The organism is Tunicatimonas pelagia (assembly GCF_030506325.1).
GTDB lineage: Bacteria > Bacteroidota > Bacteroidia > Cytophagales > Cyclobacteriaceae > Tunicatimonas > Tunicatimonas pelagia.
In genome coordinates this window covers 6,562,888-6,578,001 of record NZ_CP120683.1, presented here as the reverse complement: position 1 = coordinate 6,578,001, position 15,114 = coordinate 6,562,888, and the positions used below count along the sequence as shown (strand labels likewise).

12 protein-coding genes are annotated in these 15,114 nt (G+C 44.6%); 4 read left to right on the top strand and 8 right to left on the bottom strand.

Annotated features, from left to right (window positions below; translation table 11 throughout):
• Window positions 1–2 precede the first annotated feature (2 nt).
• Together P0M28_RS28105 and P0M28_RS31300 are read left to right on the top strand one after the other, a co-directional pair.
• Entirely contained in the window at window positions 3–1,223 is a 1,221-nt protein-coding gene (locus P0M28_RS28105; RefSeq protein ID WP_302206829.1) for a nucleotidyltransferase domain-containing protein, read from the top strand.
• Entirely contained in the window at window positions 1,204–1,659 is a 456-nt protein-coding gene (locus tag P0M28_RS31300) for a type II CBASS E2 protein (protein WP_496060940.1), read from the top strand. The genes P0M28_RS28105 and P0M28_RS31300 overlap by 20 nt, the downstream gene beginning before the upstream one ends.
• 68 nt (window positions 1,660–1,727) lie before the next feature.
• Here P0M28_RS31300 and P0M28_RS28100 read toward each other — a convergent pair whose 3' ends face one another.
• Window positions 1,728–2,339 carry a Uma2 family endonuclease gene (locus tag P0M28_RS28100; protein WP_302206828.1) on the bottom strand — a complete coding sequence of 204 codons (612 nt, stop codon included), beginning with the start codon at window positions 2,337–2,339 and terminating at the stop codon, window positions 1,728–1,730.
• A 128-nt stretch (window positions 2,340–2,467) separates the two neighbouring features.
• Between P0M28_RS28100 and P0M28_RS28095 the strand changes: the two genes are divergently transcribed.
• Together P0M28_RS28095 and P0M28_RS28090 are read left to right on the top strand one after the other, a co-directional pair.
• Window positions 2,468–2,872 carry an Xre family toxin-antitoxin system antitoxin gene (locus P0M28_RS28095; protein ID WP_302206827.1) on the top strand — a complete coding sequence of 135 codons (405 nt, stop codon included), beginning with the start codon at window positions 2,468–2,470 and terminating at the stop codon, window positions 2,870–2,872.
• Window positions 2,872–3,336, top strand: a complete 465-nt coding sequence (locus P0M28_RS28090) for an RES family NAD+ phosphorylase (RefSeq protein WP_302206826.1) — start codon at window positions 2,872–2,874, stop codon at window positions 3,334–3,336. The genes P0M28_RS28095 and P0M28_RS28090 overlap by 1 nt, the downstream gene beginning before the upstream one ends.
• Window positions 3,337–3,377: 41 nt before the next feature.
• Here P0M28_RS28090 and P0M28_RS28085 read toward each other — a convergent pair whose 3' ends face one another.
• From P0M28_RS28085 to P0M28_RS28055, 7 genes are all read right to left on the bottom strand, one after another.
• The gene (locus P0M28_RS28085; protein ID WP_302206825.1) at window positions 3,378–4,478 is read right to left on the bottom strand and encodes an AEC family transporter; all 1,101 of its coding nucleotides are present in this window, start codon (window positions 4,476–4,478) and stop codon (window positions 3,378–3,380) included.
• A 131-nt stretch (window positions 4,479–4,609) separates the two neighbouring features.
• Window positions 4,610–5,821: a pyridoxal phosphate-dependent aminotransferase gene (locus tag P0M28_RS28080; RefSeq protein ID WP_302206824.1), complete on the bottom strand. Its 1,212-nt coding sequence runs from the start codon at window positions 5,819–5,821 to the stop codon at window positions 4,610–4,612.
• Between the two features lie 117 nt (window positions 5,822–5,938).
• Entirely contained in the window at window positions 5,939–6,298 is a 360-nt protein-coding gene (locus P0M28_RS28075; protein WP_302206823.1) for a hypothetical protein, read from the bottom strand.
• A gap of 128 nt (window positions 6,299–6,426) precedes the next feature.
• Window positions 6,427–7,893, bottom strand: a complete 1,467-nt coding sequence (locus P0M28_RS28070; protein WP_302206822.1) for a SusD/RagB family nutrient-binding outer membrane lipoprotein — start codon at window positions 7,891–7,893, stop codon at window positions 6,427–6,429.
• 96 nt (window positions 7,894–7,989) lie between these two features.
• On the bottom strand, window positions 7,990–11,226 hold the full coding sequence (locus tag P0M28_RS28065; RefSeq protein WP_302206821.1) for a SusC/RagA family TonB-linked outer membrane protein: 3,237 nt from the start codon (window positions 11,224–11,226) through the stop codon (window positions 7,990–7,992).
• Between the two features lie 463 nt (window positions 11,227–11,689).
• Entirely contained in the window at window positions 11,690–12,382 is a 693-nt protein-coding gene (locus P0M28_RS28060) for a DUF554 domain-containing protein (RefSeq protein ID WP_302206820.1), read from the bottom strand.
• A gap of 103 nt (window positions 12,383–12,485) precedes the next feature.
• The gene (locus tag P0M28_RS28055) at window positions 12,486–14,960 is read right to left on the bottom strand and encodes a bifunctional UDP-N-acetylmuramoyl-tripeptide:D-alanyl-D-alanine ligase/alanine racemase (protein ID WP_302206819.1); all 2,475 of its coding nucleotides are present in this window, start codon (window positions 14,958–14,960) and stop codon (window positions 12,486–12,488) included.
• Window positions 14,961–15,114 lie beyond the last annotated feature (154 nt).

Genomic DNA, 15,114 nt, shown 5'->3' with positions numbered 1-15,114 from the left:
ATATGATAACAGATCTACAGGAAAACGAAGCGTTCAGCAAAATACTGAACAATCTAGCAGAGACGCTAGATATTACCGAAAAGCAACATCAAGATGTAGTAAACCGCTACCAAGCAGTAGGCGACTGGTTAGCGCAAGAAGATTCGCTACTGTCGCCTTATAAGCCGGAAATCACTCCTCAAGGTTCTTTTCTGATTGGTACGATGATTAAAGCAGTAAATGAAGGAGGCGAGCTAGACATTGACGCAGTGTGTCAATTAAAAGGAAAGCAAGCAAATTGGACACAGTTCGATGTAAAAAAGATTGTAGGTGATCGGCTCAAGGATCATGGTACCTATAAAAAGATGATTGATGAAGAAGGTCGTCGGTGCTGGACGTTACACTACGCCGAATCCCTTCGTTTTCACATGGATATTTTACCAGCTTTAGTAGCACAAGGCTATGATATCTTGCTAGAGAAGTCATTTAGTGAACGAGAGTTGGAAAGAGCAAATGAATTACTCATCAGCATCACTGATAATACCCTCCCTAACTACTGGACATCTACTGATCCTAGCCATTGGCCAAGTAGCAATCCCTTTGGTTACGCCATTTGGTTTTTGGAACAAGCAAGTCTCGAGGTTAGAAAATCAATGGAGGCAGTTGCCACAGTACAACCAGTGCCTAACTACACCAAAAATAAACTCCCGTTACAGCAGGCAGTGCAGCTATTGAAGCGGCATCGTGATATAATGTTTAACGGTGACGAACATAGACCAATCTCGATCATTATTACCACTTTGGCAGCTCGCGCTTATCAGAAGGAAACTGACGTAACAATGGCTTTACTAAATATTGTTGCTCAAATGTCAACCTTAGTAGAAGAACGTTATGTAGGCGGACGAATTGAGAAATGGATTCCAAACCCGGTAAACCCAGCAGAGAACTTTGCAGACAAGTGGGCTGAGTACCCACAAAAAGAAGAAAACTTTTACCGTTGGCTAACTCAAGTAAAACATGATGTACGCGAAGCTATAGATCAGCGAGGATTACATCTGATAGAGAAAGCAATGGAACGTCCATTTGGCCAGCGTGCCGTCACCGAAGCGTTTAGCAAAATGGGAAACCAAGCAAGGCAGTCTCGTGAAAACGGACAGCAAAAAATGGCCGCTGGTACGGGAATCTTGGGAAGTGTGGGAGCAACAGTAAAGAATCACAACTTCTATGGTAAAAGCGAAGAATAAACGAATATCATTAATTGTACAAGAAGGTACGTTGAAGTCGATATTTCCTAACTCGGAAGTAAGACGAAACCGGGAGAGCTCTCTCATTTGGACTCATACTCTAACCCCTACGCCGCTCAGCGACAACTACCAGGTTAAACTGCACTACCATTTTAATAAAGGAATAAATTTCTACGTGTTGGAGCCAAAATTAGCCCTAGCTCCAGGTCACACGAAATTACCACATGTCTACTCAACTACGGAGCAAAAGCTTTGCTTATATTATCCGAAAAAGCAGGAATGGGATAATAGTATGCTTTATACGAAAACAATAATTCCTTGGGCGTGTGAGTGGTTATATCACTACGAGATTTGGGTAGCTACTGAAAAATGGCACGGGGGAGGAGTAGCACATGATGGAGAAATCGCAAAAGAGTCAGTTAGCGCAAGCTCATAATCTATGTTATTTTTATGACCATATATAGGATGTGATAGATACCAAATCAGCGAGTGTTAAGTAGTTCTTCACTTAATGCCACGCTTGGCTAATAGTTCGGCCAACGGGCAGATGACATTGGGAAGCAAAGTAACAGGCTTATCCCAGTCGTGGGTAATCCAATCCTCCTGAGCGGTAGCGGTCATCACCTTTTTACTGGCCGTTGATATCCAAACTACCCGTTCAGTGCCAAAATCTAGTAACGCTTGCGTTTTCTGGTGAAGATAATCTTGAGGGCTATTAAATTGACTAAATTCAACTTTAGTATCTACCTCAATAGCTACTTGGGGAGGAATATCAAGGTATTGGTTAGTAAGTTTATCCGGAGTGAGTGCGCCGATAGGATAAATACCAATATCGGTTGCCAAATTATTGTTTTTACCTAAATGTAACCCAGCTTCGTTACTTAAAATGTCGTATTCTTCCTCGGGCAGATTTCTCATCAAGAACCTTACTAAAACATTGGTTATGATGAACGACCGTAAGCCACTACTCCCCGTAATATCTTCTAACTTTTTATTACCCGCCAGCACTTCCCGAAAGCCCTGATAAGGTATGGGTTGCCCATCCAATACTTCATAAACTAGTGGCTCAGGGATTTTGACCGGGGTTTCTTCAGTAACTACTTCACGGACTTCCATATCATTAAGATAGAAAATATTTTAGTAATATCGTAACTGCGAGTGACTAATAAGAGAAAAGTACTTGGGGTTAAAGTAAAACTTCTGAACGACATTTTTCGTATATTATAGCGACAAAAAAATTTATCATGCAAGCCGCCCAAATATTAGAGACTTCAAAAAACCAATCCATCAATTGGATTGAACTAGCTCGGAAGGGAGTTAGTAAACAGCTTATGCAGGAAGTGCAGGAGCGAATGCAATTGTCGCAAAAAGAACTGGCTAATTTGCTTCACCTAACGCCCCGAACTATCCAGCGAATGAAGGATGATAACTTGCTGCCTCCAGCAGCTTCCGGTCAACTGTTAGAACTGGCGCGACTTTACCGGAGGGCCGTGGAAGTGCTAGGTAACGAAACTATCGCTAATCAGTGGTTCAGAACGCCCGTCACCGCGTTAGGCAGCGTACAACCGGTTAGTCTACTTGATACTCCAGTCGGCATCCAGTGGGTAATGACTGTATTAGGACGTATTGAGCACGGCGTTTACTCCTGATGGTAGTGTATCGCTTGGTTCGTCGCCCTTACGCCAATCAGCTTGATGGTCGGGGCGCAGCCTTGTTCGGAGGAAGGTGGAACTCGATGGGTTCACCTGTCATCTACACTGCTCAGCATCGTTCATTAGCCGTATTGGAGTACCGAGTAAACAACCCCTTGCCAGTTCCTGATTTAATGATGGTATCAGTAGAAGTTCCTGGCAATAACGTAACCCAAATAGCAATTGCTGACTTACCCAAAGACTGGGCGAGCTACTCCTTTGAAAGCCCGTGCGCTCATTTGGGTGACCAGTGGGTACAAAGTCAGGAAACATTACTGCTGCAAGTTCCTTCGGTAGTGGTGCCCCAAGAACATAATATTCTCATCAATCCGATTCACCCTCAAATGAAGCAGGTGAAAGTGTTGGATGTGCTCCCGTTTATAATAGACGCTAGAATCTATTACCCAAATGATGATGAATAAAAGTAGCTAATACGATATGAGTATAATTCCAAATGAAGAAATTATTGATTCACCATTTGGGGCTTTCTTCGGAAGAAATGTAGTGCCGAAGGAATCAATGCCAATCCGCCAAAAACAGCTACCATTACTAGTAGGTTGGTTGGGGCAGCAAAGAAATCGCTGGCAGTACAAATTCCTAGAATTAGCACGGTTGAAAACGGTAAAGAGCAGGCTAGAATATTCATGGCAAACTCCAGATCGAAGGTTGGCCTATCAGCGCGTCCGCTTGCTTCTTCCATACCACCTACTGCCGACATATGGGCAAATGGCCAGAAGCTACAGGCACTTTGGGGAAATATTACGATGAGCAACGCCATACCGATATTCTGAACGGGAAGTACCAGCAAAAGAATAGCACTAATAAGAAAGGCAATACTAGAGCGTAGCAACAACAGAGAAAAGATAGTACGAACCTGATGCCAGTCAAGCTTAACGGAGATTCCAATAAACAATAACACCAAAGGAGTCATCATCAGGCTTAATCGCTGGGCACTCATCTGGAAGAATTCGGGTAGCGAACTGAACGAAAAACCAAACGCCAGCATACTTAGTGCTACCAACAAAACCATGTTAATCGGCTCTTTCACCAGCGAAAGTAACATTCCTTTTACCTTGGCTCCCACCGGCTGATTTTCCATTTGATGCCGACTGTAGTACCAGCGCATCGCAATCAGGTAAAGCAAAATTAGTCCAAAAACTTTATTTCCTACATCAGCCAGAGCTGCCATTGCTAATGGTTCTTCGCCAAAATATTCCAGTATAAACGGAAAAGCCGATAGGCCCGGAGCCAGTGAGGGAATCAGCATTTGCATGGTACGATGGCGAGACGAACCCGCTTCTATACCGGGTTGAACCAAATGCATTTTACCCGCCAACCAAAACATCGTAAGGTTAAACCCCAGGGCCAACAGAGGTACAATCGCCATTTCCCAGCTAAACTCAATTTTAAGCAGAGCAATAAAAATGGTAGCCGGAAGTGCAATGCTCAGAATAACCGTTTTTAGTCCTCCCTTCTGCTCTTTCCCTTTAATCTTAGATTGCAGCGAATAGCCCAGCAGAATCAGGACAACAAGTGATATAGTCTTAACAACAGCAGGATTCATAAGTAGACATAGTAATAGCAGTCAACCTTGTAGTAGAAGGTTTCAAAGCAATTAGTTGACAGCTTGTAACAGATGGTAAATAATGATTAATGAGTGATGACTAATGATCTGTCATCACTCATCATTCATTATCACTTGCCTCCGGCTTGGACGGTACCTTTATCGTGAACTTGCACGAGAGCTTCGGTAAACTGCTTTACTTCATCCATCGTGCCCATACTCACGCGGCAGTGAGGTTTATCGAAGATATCGTAGGTACGAATACCAATTCCCTTATTGACCATTGCCGTCATAAACTCTTCAGTGGGCATATCAATTGGGAATAAGATGAAGCTGGTGTACGAAGGATACGGCTCAAAGCCTTGGCTCTTCAGTTCGCCCATCACGTACTCGCGGCATTCTTGATTTAGCGTTTTGGTTTTTTCTTGAAACTCAGTGTCGGCTAAACTTGCCATTGCCCCTTCCATAGAAGTTACACTGATGCCCATTTCGGTACGTACCATATCTTTGATGGACTGTACCCGTTCGGGCTGAGCTACCATGTAGCCAATTCGCAAACCGGCCATACCGTGTAGCTTAGAGAACGTACGGGCGATGATGACATCTTTGCCCTCTTGAACCAGACCAACCGCCGAAGTCACTTTAGGATCCATCGCTAACTCAATGTAGGCTTCGTCAATAAAGACCGGAACCTTATCCGCTACCTTACGACTAAACTTCATAATATCTTCCGAAGGAGTAATAGTACCTGTTGGGTTATTCGGGTTACAGATATACACTAGTTTGGTATCGGAATCGACCGCCGAAGCCATTGCATCCAGATCGTGGGCGTAATCAGCTTTGAGCGGAATATTTTTCCAAGTGGCGCCTACTGCCTGGGATGTTTTTACCAATGACATATACGCTGGCTCAGCTGAGATGACATTCCCACCGTTCATGCACTGTACGATAGCCGTTTTCTCCAGAATGTCGGTGGAACCCGGGGCTAATAGAATGTTTTCTGGCTTCACTCCCTCTCTTTCGGCCAACATTTCCTCCATCTGGCGGGAGCTGCTGTACACGTAGCGGTTTCCTTTGCTGGCACTTTCGGCAATGGCTTGAATCGCTTTAGGTGAAGGCCCATAAGGGTTCTCGTTAGCTAATAAACGCACCTTGATCTTAGAGAAATCGGGTGGAGCTATATGGTACTCTTTTAAGTGGTAAGATCCTTGATAAGGAGTCATGCCGAAAGCAGGCATTGCTTGGACTTTAGACATAAGTGCGGGGGCACTCATTAGCCCTCCTGCGAAAAGAGCCCCTTGCTTTAACCAACTTCTCCGGGATGTCGTCGAATTATTACTCATCGTTTAGGTATTTTAGTTTTTGTTACACAAACATAAGCATTCACGTCCTAAATCAAAATTTTATTAATCCTTAAAGCATAAATACCTACTACAAATTCTGCTTTTCTGGCAAATTATCTATTGAAATCGAAACCTTACTCCATTATATTCACCCGACCAAGCTAAGCTACCTGCATCTTGCACGATGATTGAGCCATTGGTATTCGTCGTAAAAGTCCCAATGGACGTATTACTAGAAAACACCTCAATACTTAAGTTAGGAATTGGAATAGAATCAATACCGATGTCCTGATCCAGAATTCCGGTTTTATCTAGTTCGTAAAAAGTGGCTTGAATCTCATCAGTTCCTACCGGATCGGTCACCAATAATACCGGAGAGGCTACCCGATCAAAGGCCATGTCAGATTCTTCTTCGCAACCACTCAGTATCAGTAGGGCAGCTACAGCGATCAATGCTAATTGATATATTTTTTTCATGATTTTATAATTTTAGATAGCAGATTACAAATTGTTTTGAGCGGACTTGACAAGCTGTAATCTGGAATTTTAGTCAATTTGATTTGGAAGTGGATGAAGATTCTCACCTCTACCCACTGCTTATTTTCTTATTCTACCCACCAAAGTTGAGTTTTCATATTATCCGACCCACCTAATATGCCTAGCGCAGATTCTACGTTAGCTCCGTTAAGCGAGTATTCAGTATTGGGATACTGCATGCGGGTGGGTAGTACTCCGTCGTTTTCAAACTGGGCTTGCGGATCGGCGGTAGGCATCATCGGAAAGCCCGTGCGACGGTACTCCGTCCAAGCTTCAATACCTTGCCCAAATAAGGCTAACCACTTCTGGGTCATGATATTTTCCTTAGACACCGCACCAAGCTGAGCAATATAGCCATCGGGAACCATTAAGCCGTACTGGTCAAAAGCTGCCATAATACCCGCTTCAAAATACGCTTGGGAATCACCCGCAATATCACCTTCCAAAGCTGCTTCCGCCATGATAAACTGTAGCTCAGCGTAACTCATAAGTACGGCGGGTGAGTTAGCCTGGGCAAATACGTCCTGGTTGATGGTAGCACTAAACCCTAAGAAATTAGTAGCAATAGCCGCTGGCAACCCACTCGGATGTCCACTGAATACTCCTTCAGCTTGACTGCCGGGCGTAGCGTACACTGCTAGACGAGGGTCATTCAGGCTTTGCAGTTTCTCTACCAACATGCTGTTGATGTTCCAGTCGGTACGGCCCTGGTCTACCAGAATATCATGCCAAGGATTATTGGTAGGAACGGCACCGTACACTAGCTGGGCAATATCGTCGTTACTTTCCATCACCGGATAGGTAGTTGGATCAGCCAGCATCGTTTGCATTTCAGCCGATGAGGTTCCCACCAAATGAGCCTGACGGTTTAGCAATCTGAGGCGAGTGGAGTTAAATAGCTTCTTCCACATCATAATATCCCCACCAAACATAATATCCCCCGCGATAGCTGGCCCATCAGGATTTAGCTTTTCATTGGCTACTCGTAGCTGCTCAATAACTCCGGCGTATACCGCTTCTTGAGAATCGTAAGAAGGCGAAAAAACTGGTTCTTCGGCGGTTCCTGCCAATGCGTCACTGTACGGAATTGCTCCCCACACATCGGTTAGTATCGAGAAAGTCCAGGCTTGCATTCCGATTCCGATACCCTCGTAGTTGGCATTCGGGGTTTCGGAGTCAGCATCGGAGAAGCTGACGATTTTTCCGTAGTTAATCAGGGCATCAGTGTAGAATACCTCCCAGTTGGTGATATTTACCGAAGGCTGTACATTGTAGTTGTCGCCCTCATTTTCGTAGATGTTTCGAGTTAGATAGCCTATCCACGACATGGCGTGATCGAAGTTCAGTCGCTCATTACGGGTTTTACTTCCCCAGTAGTTATCCACCGAAGTTTGAATAGCATAAGGCAATAAGTACTGAGGATCGACTTCAGTTGGTTGATTGGGGTTAGAGTTCAGCTCCTCAAAGTCATCGGTGCAGGCTCCGGCTACTGTAAGTAATCCGGCTAATACCCAGGTTTTTATAAGTATTTTCATTATTTAGTGAGTTTTGTTTTGCTAGGGAAGCAAGAGGATTAAAGTGTAAACTTATTCAATCCCCCTGCCCCCCCCTTTCACCAAGGGGGAATGATGTTAGAATTTTACGTTTAGGTTAAAGCCTACGCTGCGGGCACTGGGCAGTTGTCCGTAATTGTAGCCCAGATCAGCACTGCTGATTTCGGGGTCAATATGCGGATTATTACGGTGTAAGATGGCCAGATTACGACCAATGATTGATACCCGAGCTGACTGCAAGAAGTTATTATCAAACCACTTGCTCGGCAACTGATACGTGATGGAAGCCTCGCGCAGCTTTACGTAACTGCCATCAAATACCGCGGCTTCGTGGAACTGACGACCACTGTAGCGACCGTAAAACGTGCGGGCTTCGGCTACTACATCGTTGGTTACGTACTCCGGGTCTTCCGCAGTACCGATGTTTTTTACTCCTACCCCGATTACGCCTTCTTCCCGACCAACGGCGGTTTCTTCCAGTACTCCGGTAACTCGGGCGATACTGGTTCCCATATCGTAAATATCACCTCCCATGCGGACATCAATCAGTGCGCTCACGGTTAAGCCTTTGTAGCTCAAGGTATTCTGAATACCCCCAATCCAGTCAGGCTGGATATTACCAATTACTTGCTGCCCTTCCATCAGGGTAGGTAGACCATTCTCAAAAATGACTTCACCCTCTCTTGTGCGGGCAAACTTATTTCCGTAAAGATTACCGTATGGTATATCGGTGTTTCCATTTTCGTCCTCCACCCTAGCTTCCAACGATGCTCCCCGGATGCTCCATAGGGTTAATGAGTTTAGGCCATCCGCCAGTGATACCACATCATTTCGATTTCTAGCAAAGTTCACCGAAGCATCCCAAGATAGTCCGCTAGGCAATTGGAAGATGGTTCCGCTTAAAACTACTTCAATACCTCGGTTGGTAATTTCTCCGGCGTTTAGCACCCGGCTTTCGTAACCCGAAGCTCGCGAGATATCCACTGCTAGAATCTGATCGCTCGTTGACTGATCGTAGTAGGTTACATCTAACCCCAGCCGTCCGTTCAGAAAACGTAAGTCCGCTCCAAACTCTAGTCCAGTAGTAGTTTCAGGCTTCAGCGTAGAATTAGCAATCTGATCGTTTTCAGCAAACATGGGGGTGCTACCATCCCATAGCCCTTTAGGGTTGAATACTTGCTGAAGTAGGTACGGGTCAGCATCGTTACCTACCTGTGCCCAGCTTCCACGAATTTTAGCAAACGATAGGAAGTTACTCTGTACATCTAGCATATCGGTGATTACCGCACTCAGGGAAACTGATGGATAGAAGTATGAATTTTCACCCGCTGGTAAGGTACTTGACCAGTCGTTACGGGCGGTTACATCTAAGAACAGATAGTTTTTGAAGCCAATCTGGGCAGAACCAAACACACTATTTACTTTCGATTCCTCAATACGGCTCTCATCCGTATTAGGACTGGCATTGTTGCCGAGGTTGTACACCCCGTCGATGGTTAAGTCGTTAACCTGAGAAAAATTACTTTTGAAATAATTAGTCCGATTAATTCCCCCGAACTGACCCACGATGTTGAAATCACCAAAACCTTTATCAATGGTAAAGATGAAATCAGAGTTAGACTCCTGACGGCGTAGCACTTCTTCGTTGTAGCGCCCCGCCCGGAAAGAACCTCGGGTACGGGCATAACGAGTAACGTTAATTCGGGTATCGCTCCAAACGTCGGTACCAGTACGAACCATTAAACTCAGCCAGTCGGTAAATTCATAATTTAAGCGAATGTTACCCAGGAATCTGTCTTTTTCATTGGGCGAGACCATCGTTTGCTGCAAGAAGTACGGATTGGTAAAGAAGGTATGCTGCCAGTTTGGTGGCTCATCGTTTCCTTCAGGCTGGATATGCACATCCTCGAAAGCCCGATAGTTTTCCAATTGGTCAAAGTTCGCCTGACGGTGATGCCAGATAAAGTAGCTAGAGCGTAAGAAATTACGGTTTTCCGCTCCAGATTTAATGTATTCCCCGAAAGCCGAAACCTTCAGCTTATCAGTAAAATTATACTCCGAGTTTAGGCGGAAATTGTTTCGGTAGTAATCCGTATTGTGGACAATACCCTCTTGCTCAATGCGCCCAATCGATAAACGCATCGATCCATTTTCATTACCGGCACTCAAAGCCACACTTCCGTTGAGGGTGCTGCCGGTTTCCCACCACTGCTCCCAGTTGTTGGGCTCGGGCAGTAGCGGAGCCGTTTCGGTACCTGACCACCAGTGACGTACTTGCCGTCCGTCCATCGGAGCACCCCAGCTTTCATCCGTTCCGGCGGTTCCTTTAAAACCATCTACCGTACCGCTCCAGCCATCGGCATACCAAGTTTCGTAACCACTACCGCCAGCGTAGGTATTCTGAAAGCGGGGCTTTACTAGCGGACGCTCAAAAGTAGTGCTGAGATTTACATCTACCCCGATTCCTTCAGCACCTCGCCCGCTTTTAGTCGTTATCAAAATAACCCCATTAGCTGCCCGGGAACCGTATAGCGCTGCTGCATTCGGTCCCTTCAGTACGCTAATCTCGGCAATGTTATTGGGATCAATTTCTGACAAACCACCACCGTAGCGTTGATTGGCTTGACGATTGAAATTATCATTACTCCGGGAGCTGATAGAGCTAGGAGCTTGGTTAGCCGCATTTGATGTTTGCTGCATCGGCACGCCATCGATTACGACCAAAGGTTGGTTATTGCCCGCTACCGAAGAGAAGCCGCGAATGACAAACTCCGGTGCTCCGCCCGCCCCACTATTACCCGATACCTGTAGGCCAGCGACCCGACCCGACAGGTTATTAATTACACTTTGATTGGGTACCTGAGCAATTTCTTCACCGTCAATACCTTGCACGGAATAGCCCAAAGCTTTCTTATCACGCTCCAGGCCAAAAGCAGTAACTACCACTTCTGAGAGTTGCTCTACGTTGGCGGTCATGCCTACGTTGATCGTAGATTGGTTACCAATTTCAACCTCTTTGGTTTCTAAGCCAATGAAAGAGAAAACCAGTACCTCGGCTCCGGGACTTACTTCTATGGAGTATTCACCGTTAATATCGGTAATAGTACCAACCGTAGTGCCTTTCACGACTACATTTACCCCGGGCAAGTCTTCACTACCTTCGGCAGAAACGACTTTTCCTTTAAGCATCCGGTCTGGCGTGACCCGATCTTGAGCCCATACATTGGCCGACAGCAAAAGTGCCATTATGCCCCAACCGATTCGGATACCAGATCGGGCAGGATAGCCAGTAAAGGTTGTAAAATTAATCCTCATAGTTTAGCAATTTATAGTAAGTAATAGGTTTGTAAAGGAATAGCCGCTCTAACCAATAACAAAATATTATATTGACATACATACTTATACCAATATAATTTTTCTATCGATTACTGATTTTCCAAATCTAAAAGAATATATTTCTATTTTCAAAACTAAATTTTGAATTATTAGTTATAAGCCAAACTTAAAACTTATCATTATAAAAATAGCCAAATTTTAGCGTCATATTGCCGCGAATTATGTACTATTCACAAAAATATACGCTCACCTTTGATAATTTTTCAATAAAAAAATTTTCTTTTTTCGGTAAATATTTCTCAGATAGTATTGATAAAAGCTCGCAGCCAAGAATCTGGTCAGGGTATAGCGGGGAAGTAACCGAAATGGCTAGCTAGTGCGTGTCTTGCTGTACGCTAAGAAAGATCAGCGTGCTTTTTATACGCTTAGTTGATCTGCATCTTTAAAATAACCTACTGACGGATAGCGTGAGTAAAACGACAATAAGTAACGCAGGTAGCATATTGGTAATACGCAGCGACTTAATCTCCAGCAAATTAATGCCTAACCCTAAGATGATAACTCCGCCGGTAGCCGACATTTGGTCGATGACCATCTCGGATAGAAAAGGCTGAAGCCACTCGGCCGATAGCGTAATGGAAGACTGAAAAATTAATAGTGGTAATGCAGCAAACAGCACTCCTATGCCGTACGTTGATGCTAATACCATTGATGAGAAACCATCGAGCATAGACTTGGTATAGATGAGTGAAGGGTCATTATTCAAACCTTCTTCCAAGGCTCCTACAATAGTGAGTGAGCCTACGCAGAACAAAAGAAAAGCGGTAATTAGTCCTTCGGTAAACTTTTCATTTCCTACATTAATTCTAGTTTTGATACTTTCGCCAAGGCGTATAAAGCGGTCGTGAAGCTTTAGCCCCTCCCCTAACGCTCCGCCTATAAGTATGCTAAAAATCAGTATCAAAATATTCTGCACCTTAAGTGCCATCTGCATTCCAATCAGCAGCGTACACAGGCCAATACCGTGAAAGCTAATCTCCCGGATTTTAGGTGGAAACCGACTTTGTAAGAGTAAGCCGACGGTGCTTCCGACAATCACAGCTAAAGTATTTATGATGGTTCCAGTGGGTAGCATTGACAGTTGACAGTTGACAGTTGACAGTTGACAGTTGAAAATTATCAGACTTATTTCACAAACCCAAGTGCTTGATGTCACTGAGTGATACAATTCTATTTCTTTAACTCTCCCGATAAAACACGCGCTTTACCCGTTCGCCAATATTAGTTAGAATTTCGTAGGGAATCGTACCGATTTCTTGAGCGAGAGCTTCTACTGACTGAGGTGTACCAAAAACAATGACTTCATTACCTTCCTGAGCATCAATTCCGGTAATATCCAGCATAGTCATATCCATACAAACGCTACCAATGGTCGGTGCCCACTGCTCGTTCACTAGCATCTTCATATTTCCGTTGCCAAAACCTCGATCCAAACCGTCGGCGTAACCAATAGCTACTGTGGCGATAGTCATATTCCGATCAGCCACTCCTCGTCGTCCGTAGCCTACCGTTTCGCCTGTTTTCAGGGGTTTGATTTGAGAAATTACGGTTTTTAGAGTTCCTACAGTTTGTAAGTGCTGCGGCTGTTGCCCCGATGAATCTACCCCGTACAAACCAATTCCTAAACGAACCATCTCAAACTGGTACTGCGGAAAACGAGTAATTCCGGCAGAGTTCAGGATATGACGTATCGGTTGGTAACCCAAGCTATCCGCAACTTGCTCATACCCCAGCTGAAACTGTTGAATTTGTTGCTGAGTGAACGCATCGTGTTGCGCTTCATCGGCTGCCGCCAAATGACTGAATACACTACCTACTTTGAGGTTATACTGTTGCAGCAGATTTATCAACTGAGAAATTTCGTCGGAAGAGAAACCAAGACGGTGCATTCCGGTATCTAACATTAGATGGATTGGAAGGTGCTTGGCTTGTTCCCCAAGGTAAGCCACATATTGATTTAGTAGTCTAGCACTGTAAATTTCGGGTTCAAGCTGGTAGGCTAGCATCGTCTCAAAAGCTTCGGGGGCCGGATTGAGCACCAAGATTGGAGTACGAATACCGTGTTCCCGCAGCCGAACTCCTTCATCAGCGTAAGCCACTCCCAAATAATCCACCTGATGAAACTGTAGCAAATTTGCAATCTCAAAGGCCGCTCCGCCGTAAGAAAAAGCCTTCACCATTACCATAATTTTAGTTGACGGTTCAAGCTTACTTCTGTATTGGTTCAAATTATGCGTAATGGCATCTAAGTTGATCTCTAGTACGGTACTGTGAATCTTTTGCTGCAATCGGCGAACAATACGCTCAAAGTGAAAAGTGCGAGCCCCTTTAATCAATATATTTTCCTGAAAGAATTGATCCGGGGAAAAATCCTGTAGGAATTCCTCGGTATTTAGAAAGAATTTCGTTTCAATAACCGAAGCCTGGAACTTGCCCTGTTGCTGACACATCTCCGAACCAATACCGATTAACCGCTCAATTCCTTTTTGGAGCAGTAAATCCGCCAGCTTTTGGTACAAAATGGGTGAGCTTTCCCCACTCTGTAAAATATCCGATAGTATCACTGTAAACTTTTTGTTGGGCGACTGCTGCTTTAGAAAATCCAGAGCTAACTGCAAACTGACGAAATCGTTGCTGTAACTATCATCCACCAGATAGCAGTGGTTGATACCCTGCTTCCATTCCAGACGCATTGAAACCGGACGCAACTGCCGAATTGTACCCCGCCATTTTTCCAGATCGTACTGGTGGTGAATACCAAAAATCAGCGCATGGGTGATATTTTCTAGCGAAGCTTCATCTCGAAGGGGTACTAAAAAAGTCTGAGATTTTTGGCTGGTTGAATTCCTAACTACTATTTCAGTATCAGCCTGCTTCTTATCCCACTGAACGTAATAATCGGCACGATCGCTAGCATTCGTAGACCAGGTGCAGCATTTTTTGTCTTGGTATTTTTCCTTTAGAACCTCATCAACCAGTGCGTAGTCTGTGCGATAAATGATTGTATTGGCTGAGTCAAAAAGCCGCGACTTCTCTTCAACTTTCTGTCTGCGGCTTTCAAAACCTTTGTCGTGCGGGGGACCAACGTTAGTGAATATTCCGATGGTGGGCTGGAGAACCTTGGCTAATTTTTCCATTTCACCTGCCTGAGAAATGCCCGCTTCAAATATCCCGATAGTATGAGAACTATCGATTCCCCAAACTGATAATGGCACGCCAATCTGCGAATTATAACTCTTCGGATTTCGAACAACTCGCTCGGTGGTCAACAGTAACTGACTAAGCCACTCCTTTACAATCGTTTTTCCGTTACTTCCGGTAATTCCTACCAGCGAAATAGAAAACTGCTGCCGATGGTGAGCCACTATTTGCTGCAAAGCTCCTACTGAATCAGGTACCAGCAGTACATTTGCTTCGGGAAGCGTTTCTTTGGGTGACTTTTCCACCACAAACTGCCGCACTCCTCGCTCGTACAGTTCGCTAACATACCGATGCCCATCGTGCCGCTCACCCTGTATGGCAAAAAACAGCGAAGCTTCATTCTGAATACCACTGCGACTATCGGTTAGTAGATATCGAATTGGGCGATCTGGCTGAGGGGATTGGATTACTTTTCCTTTTGTGCTGGTCTCAAGTTGAGAGAAAGTAGTCATCGCATTGTATCAAGAACCTAACACTGGAAAGATAACTCTTTCTCGACTGAGAAATACATTAGGCGACTGTCCGAATCTGAACAATCTTGTTCGCATCCGCACATTTTAACAGCTCAATAATTTTGTATTTAATTGAATATCAAATACTTAAAAC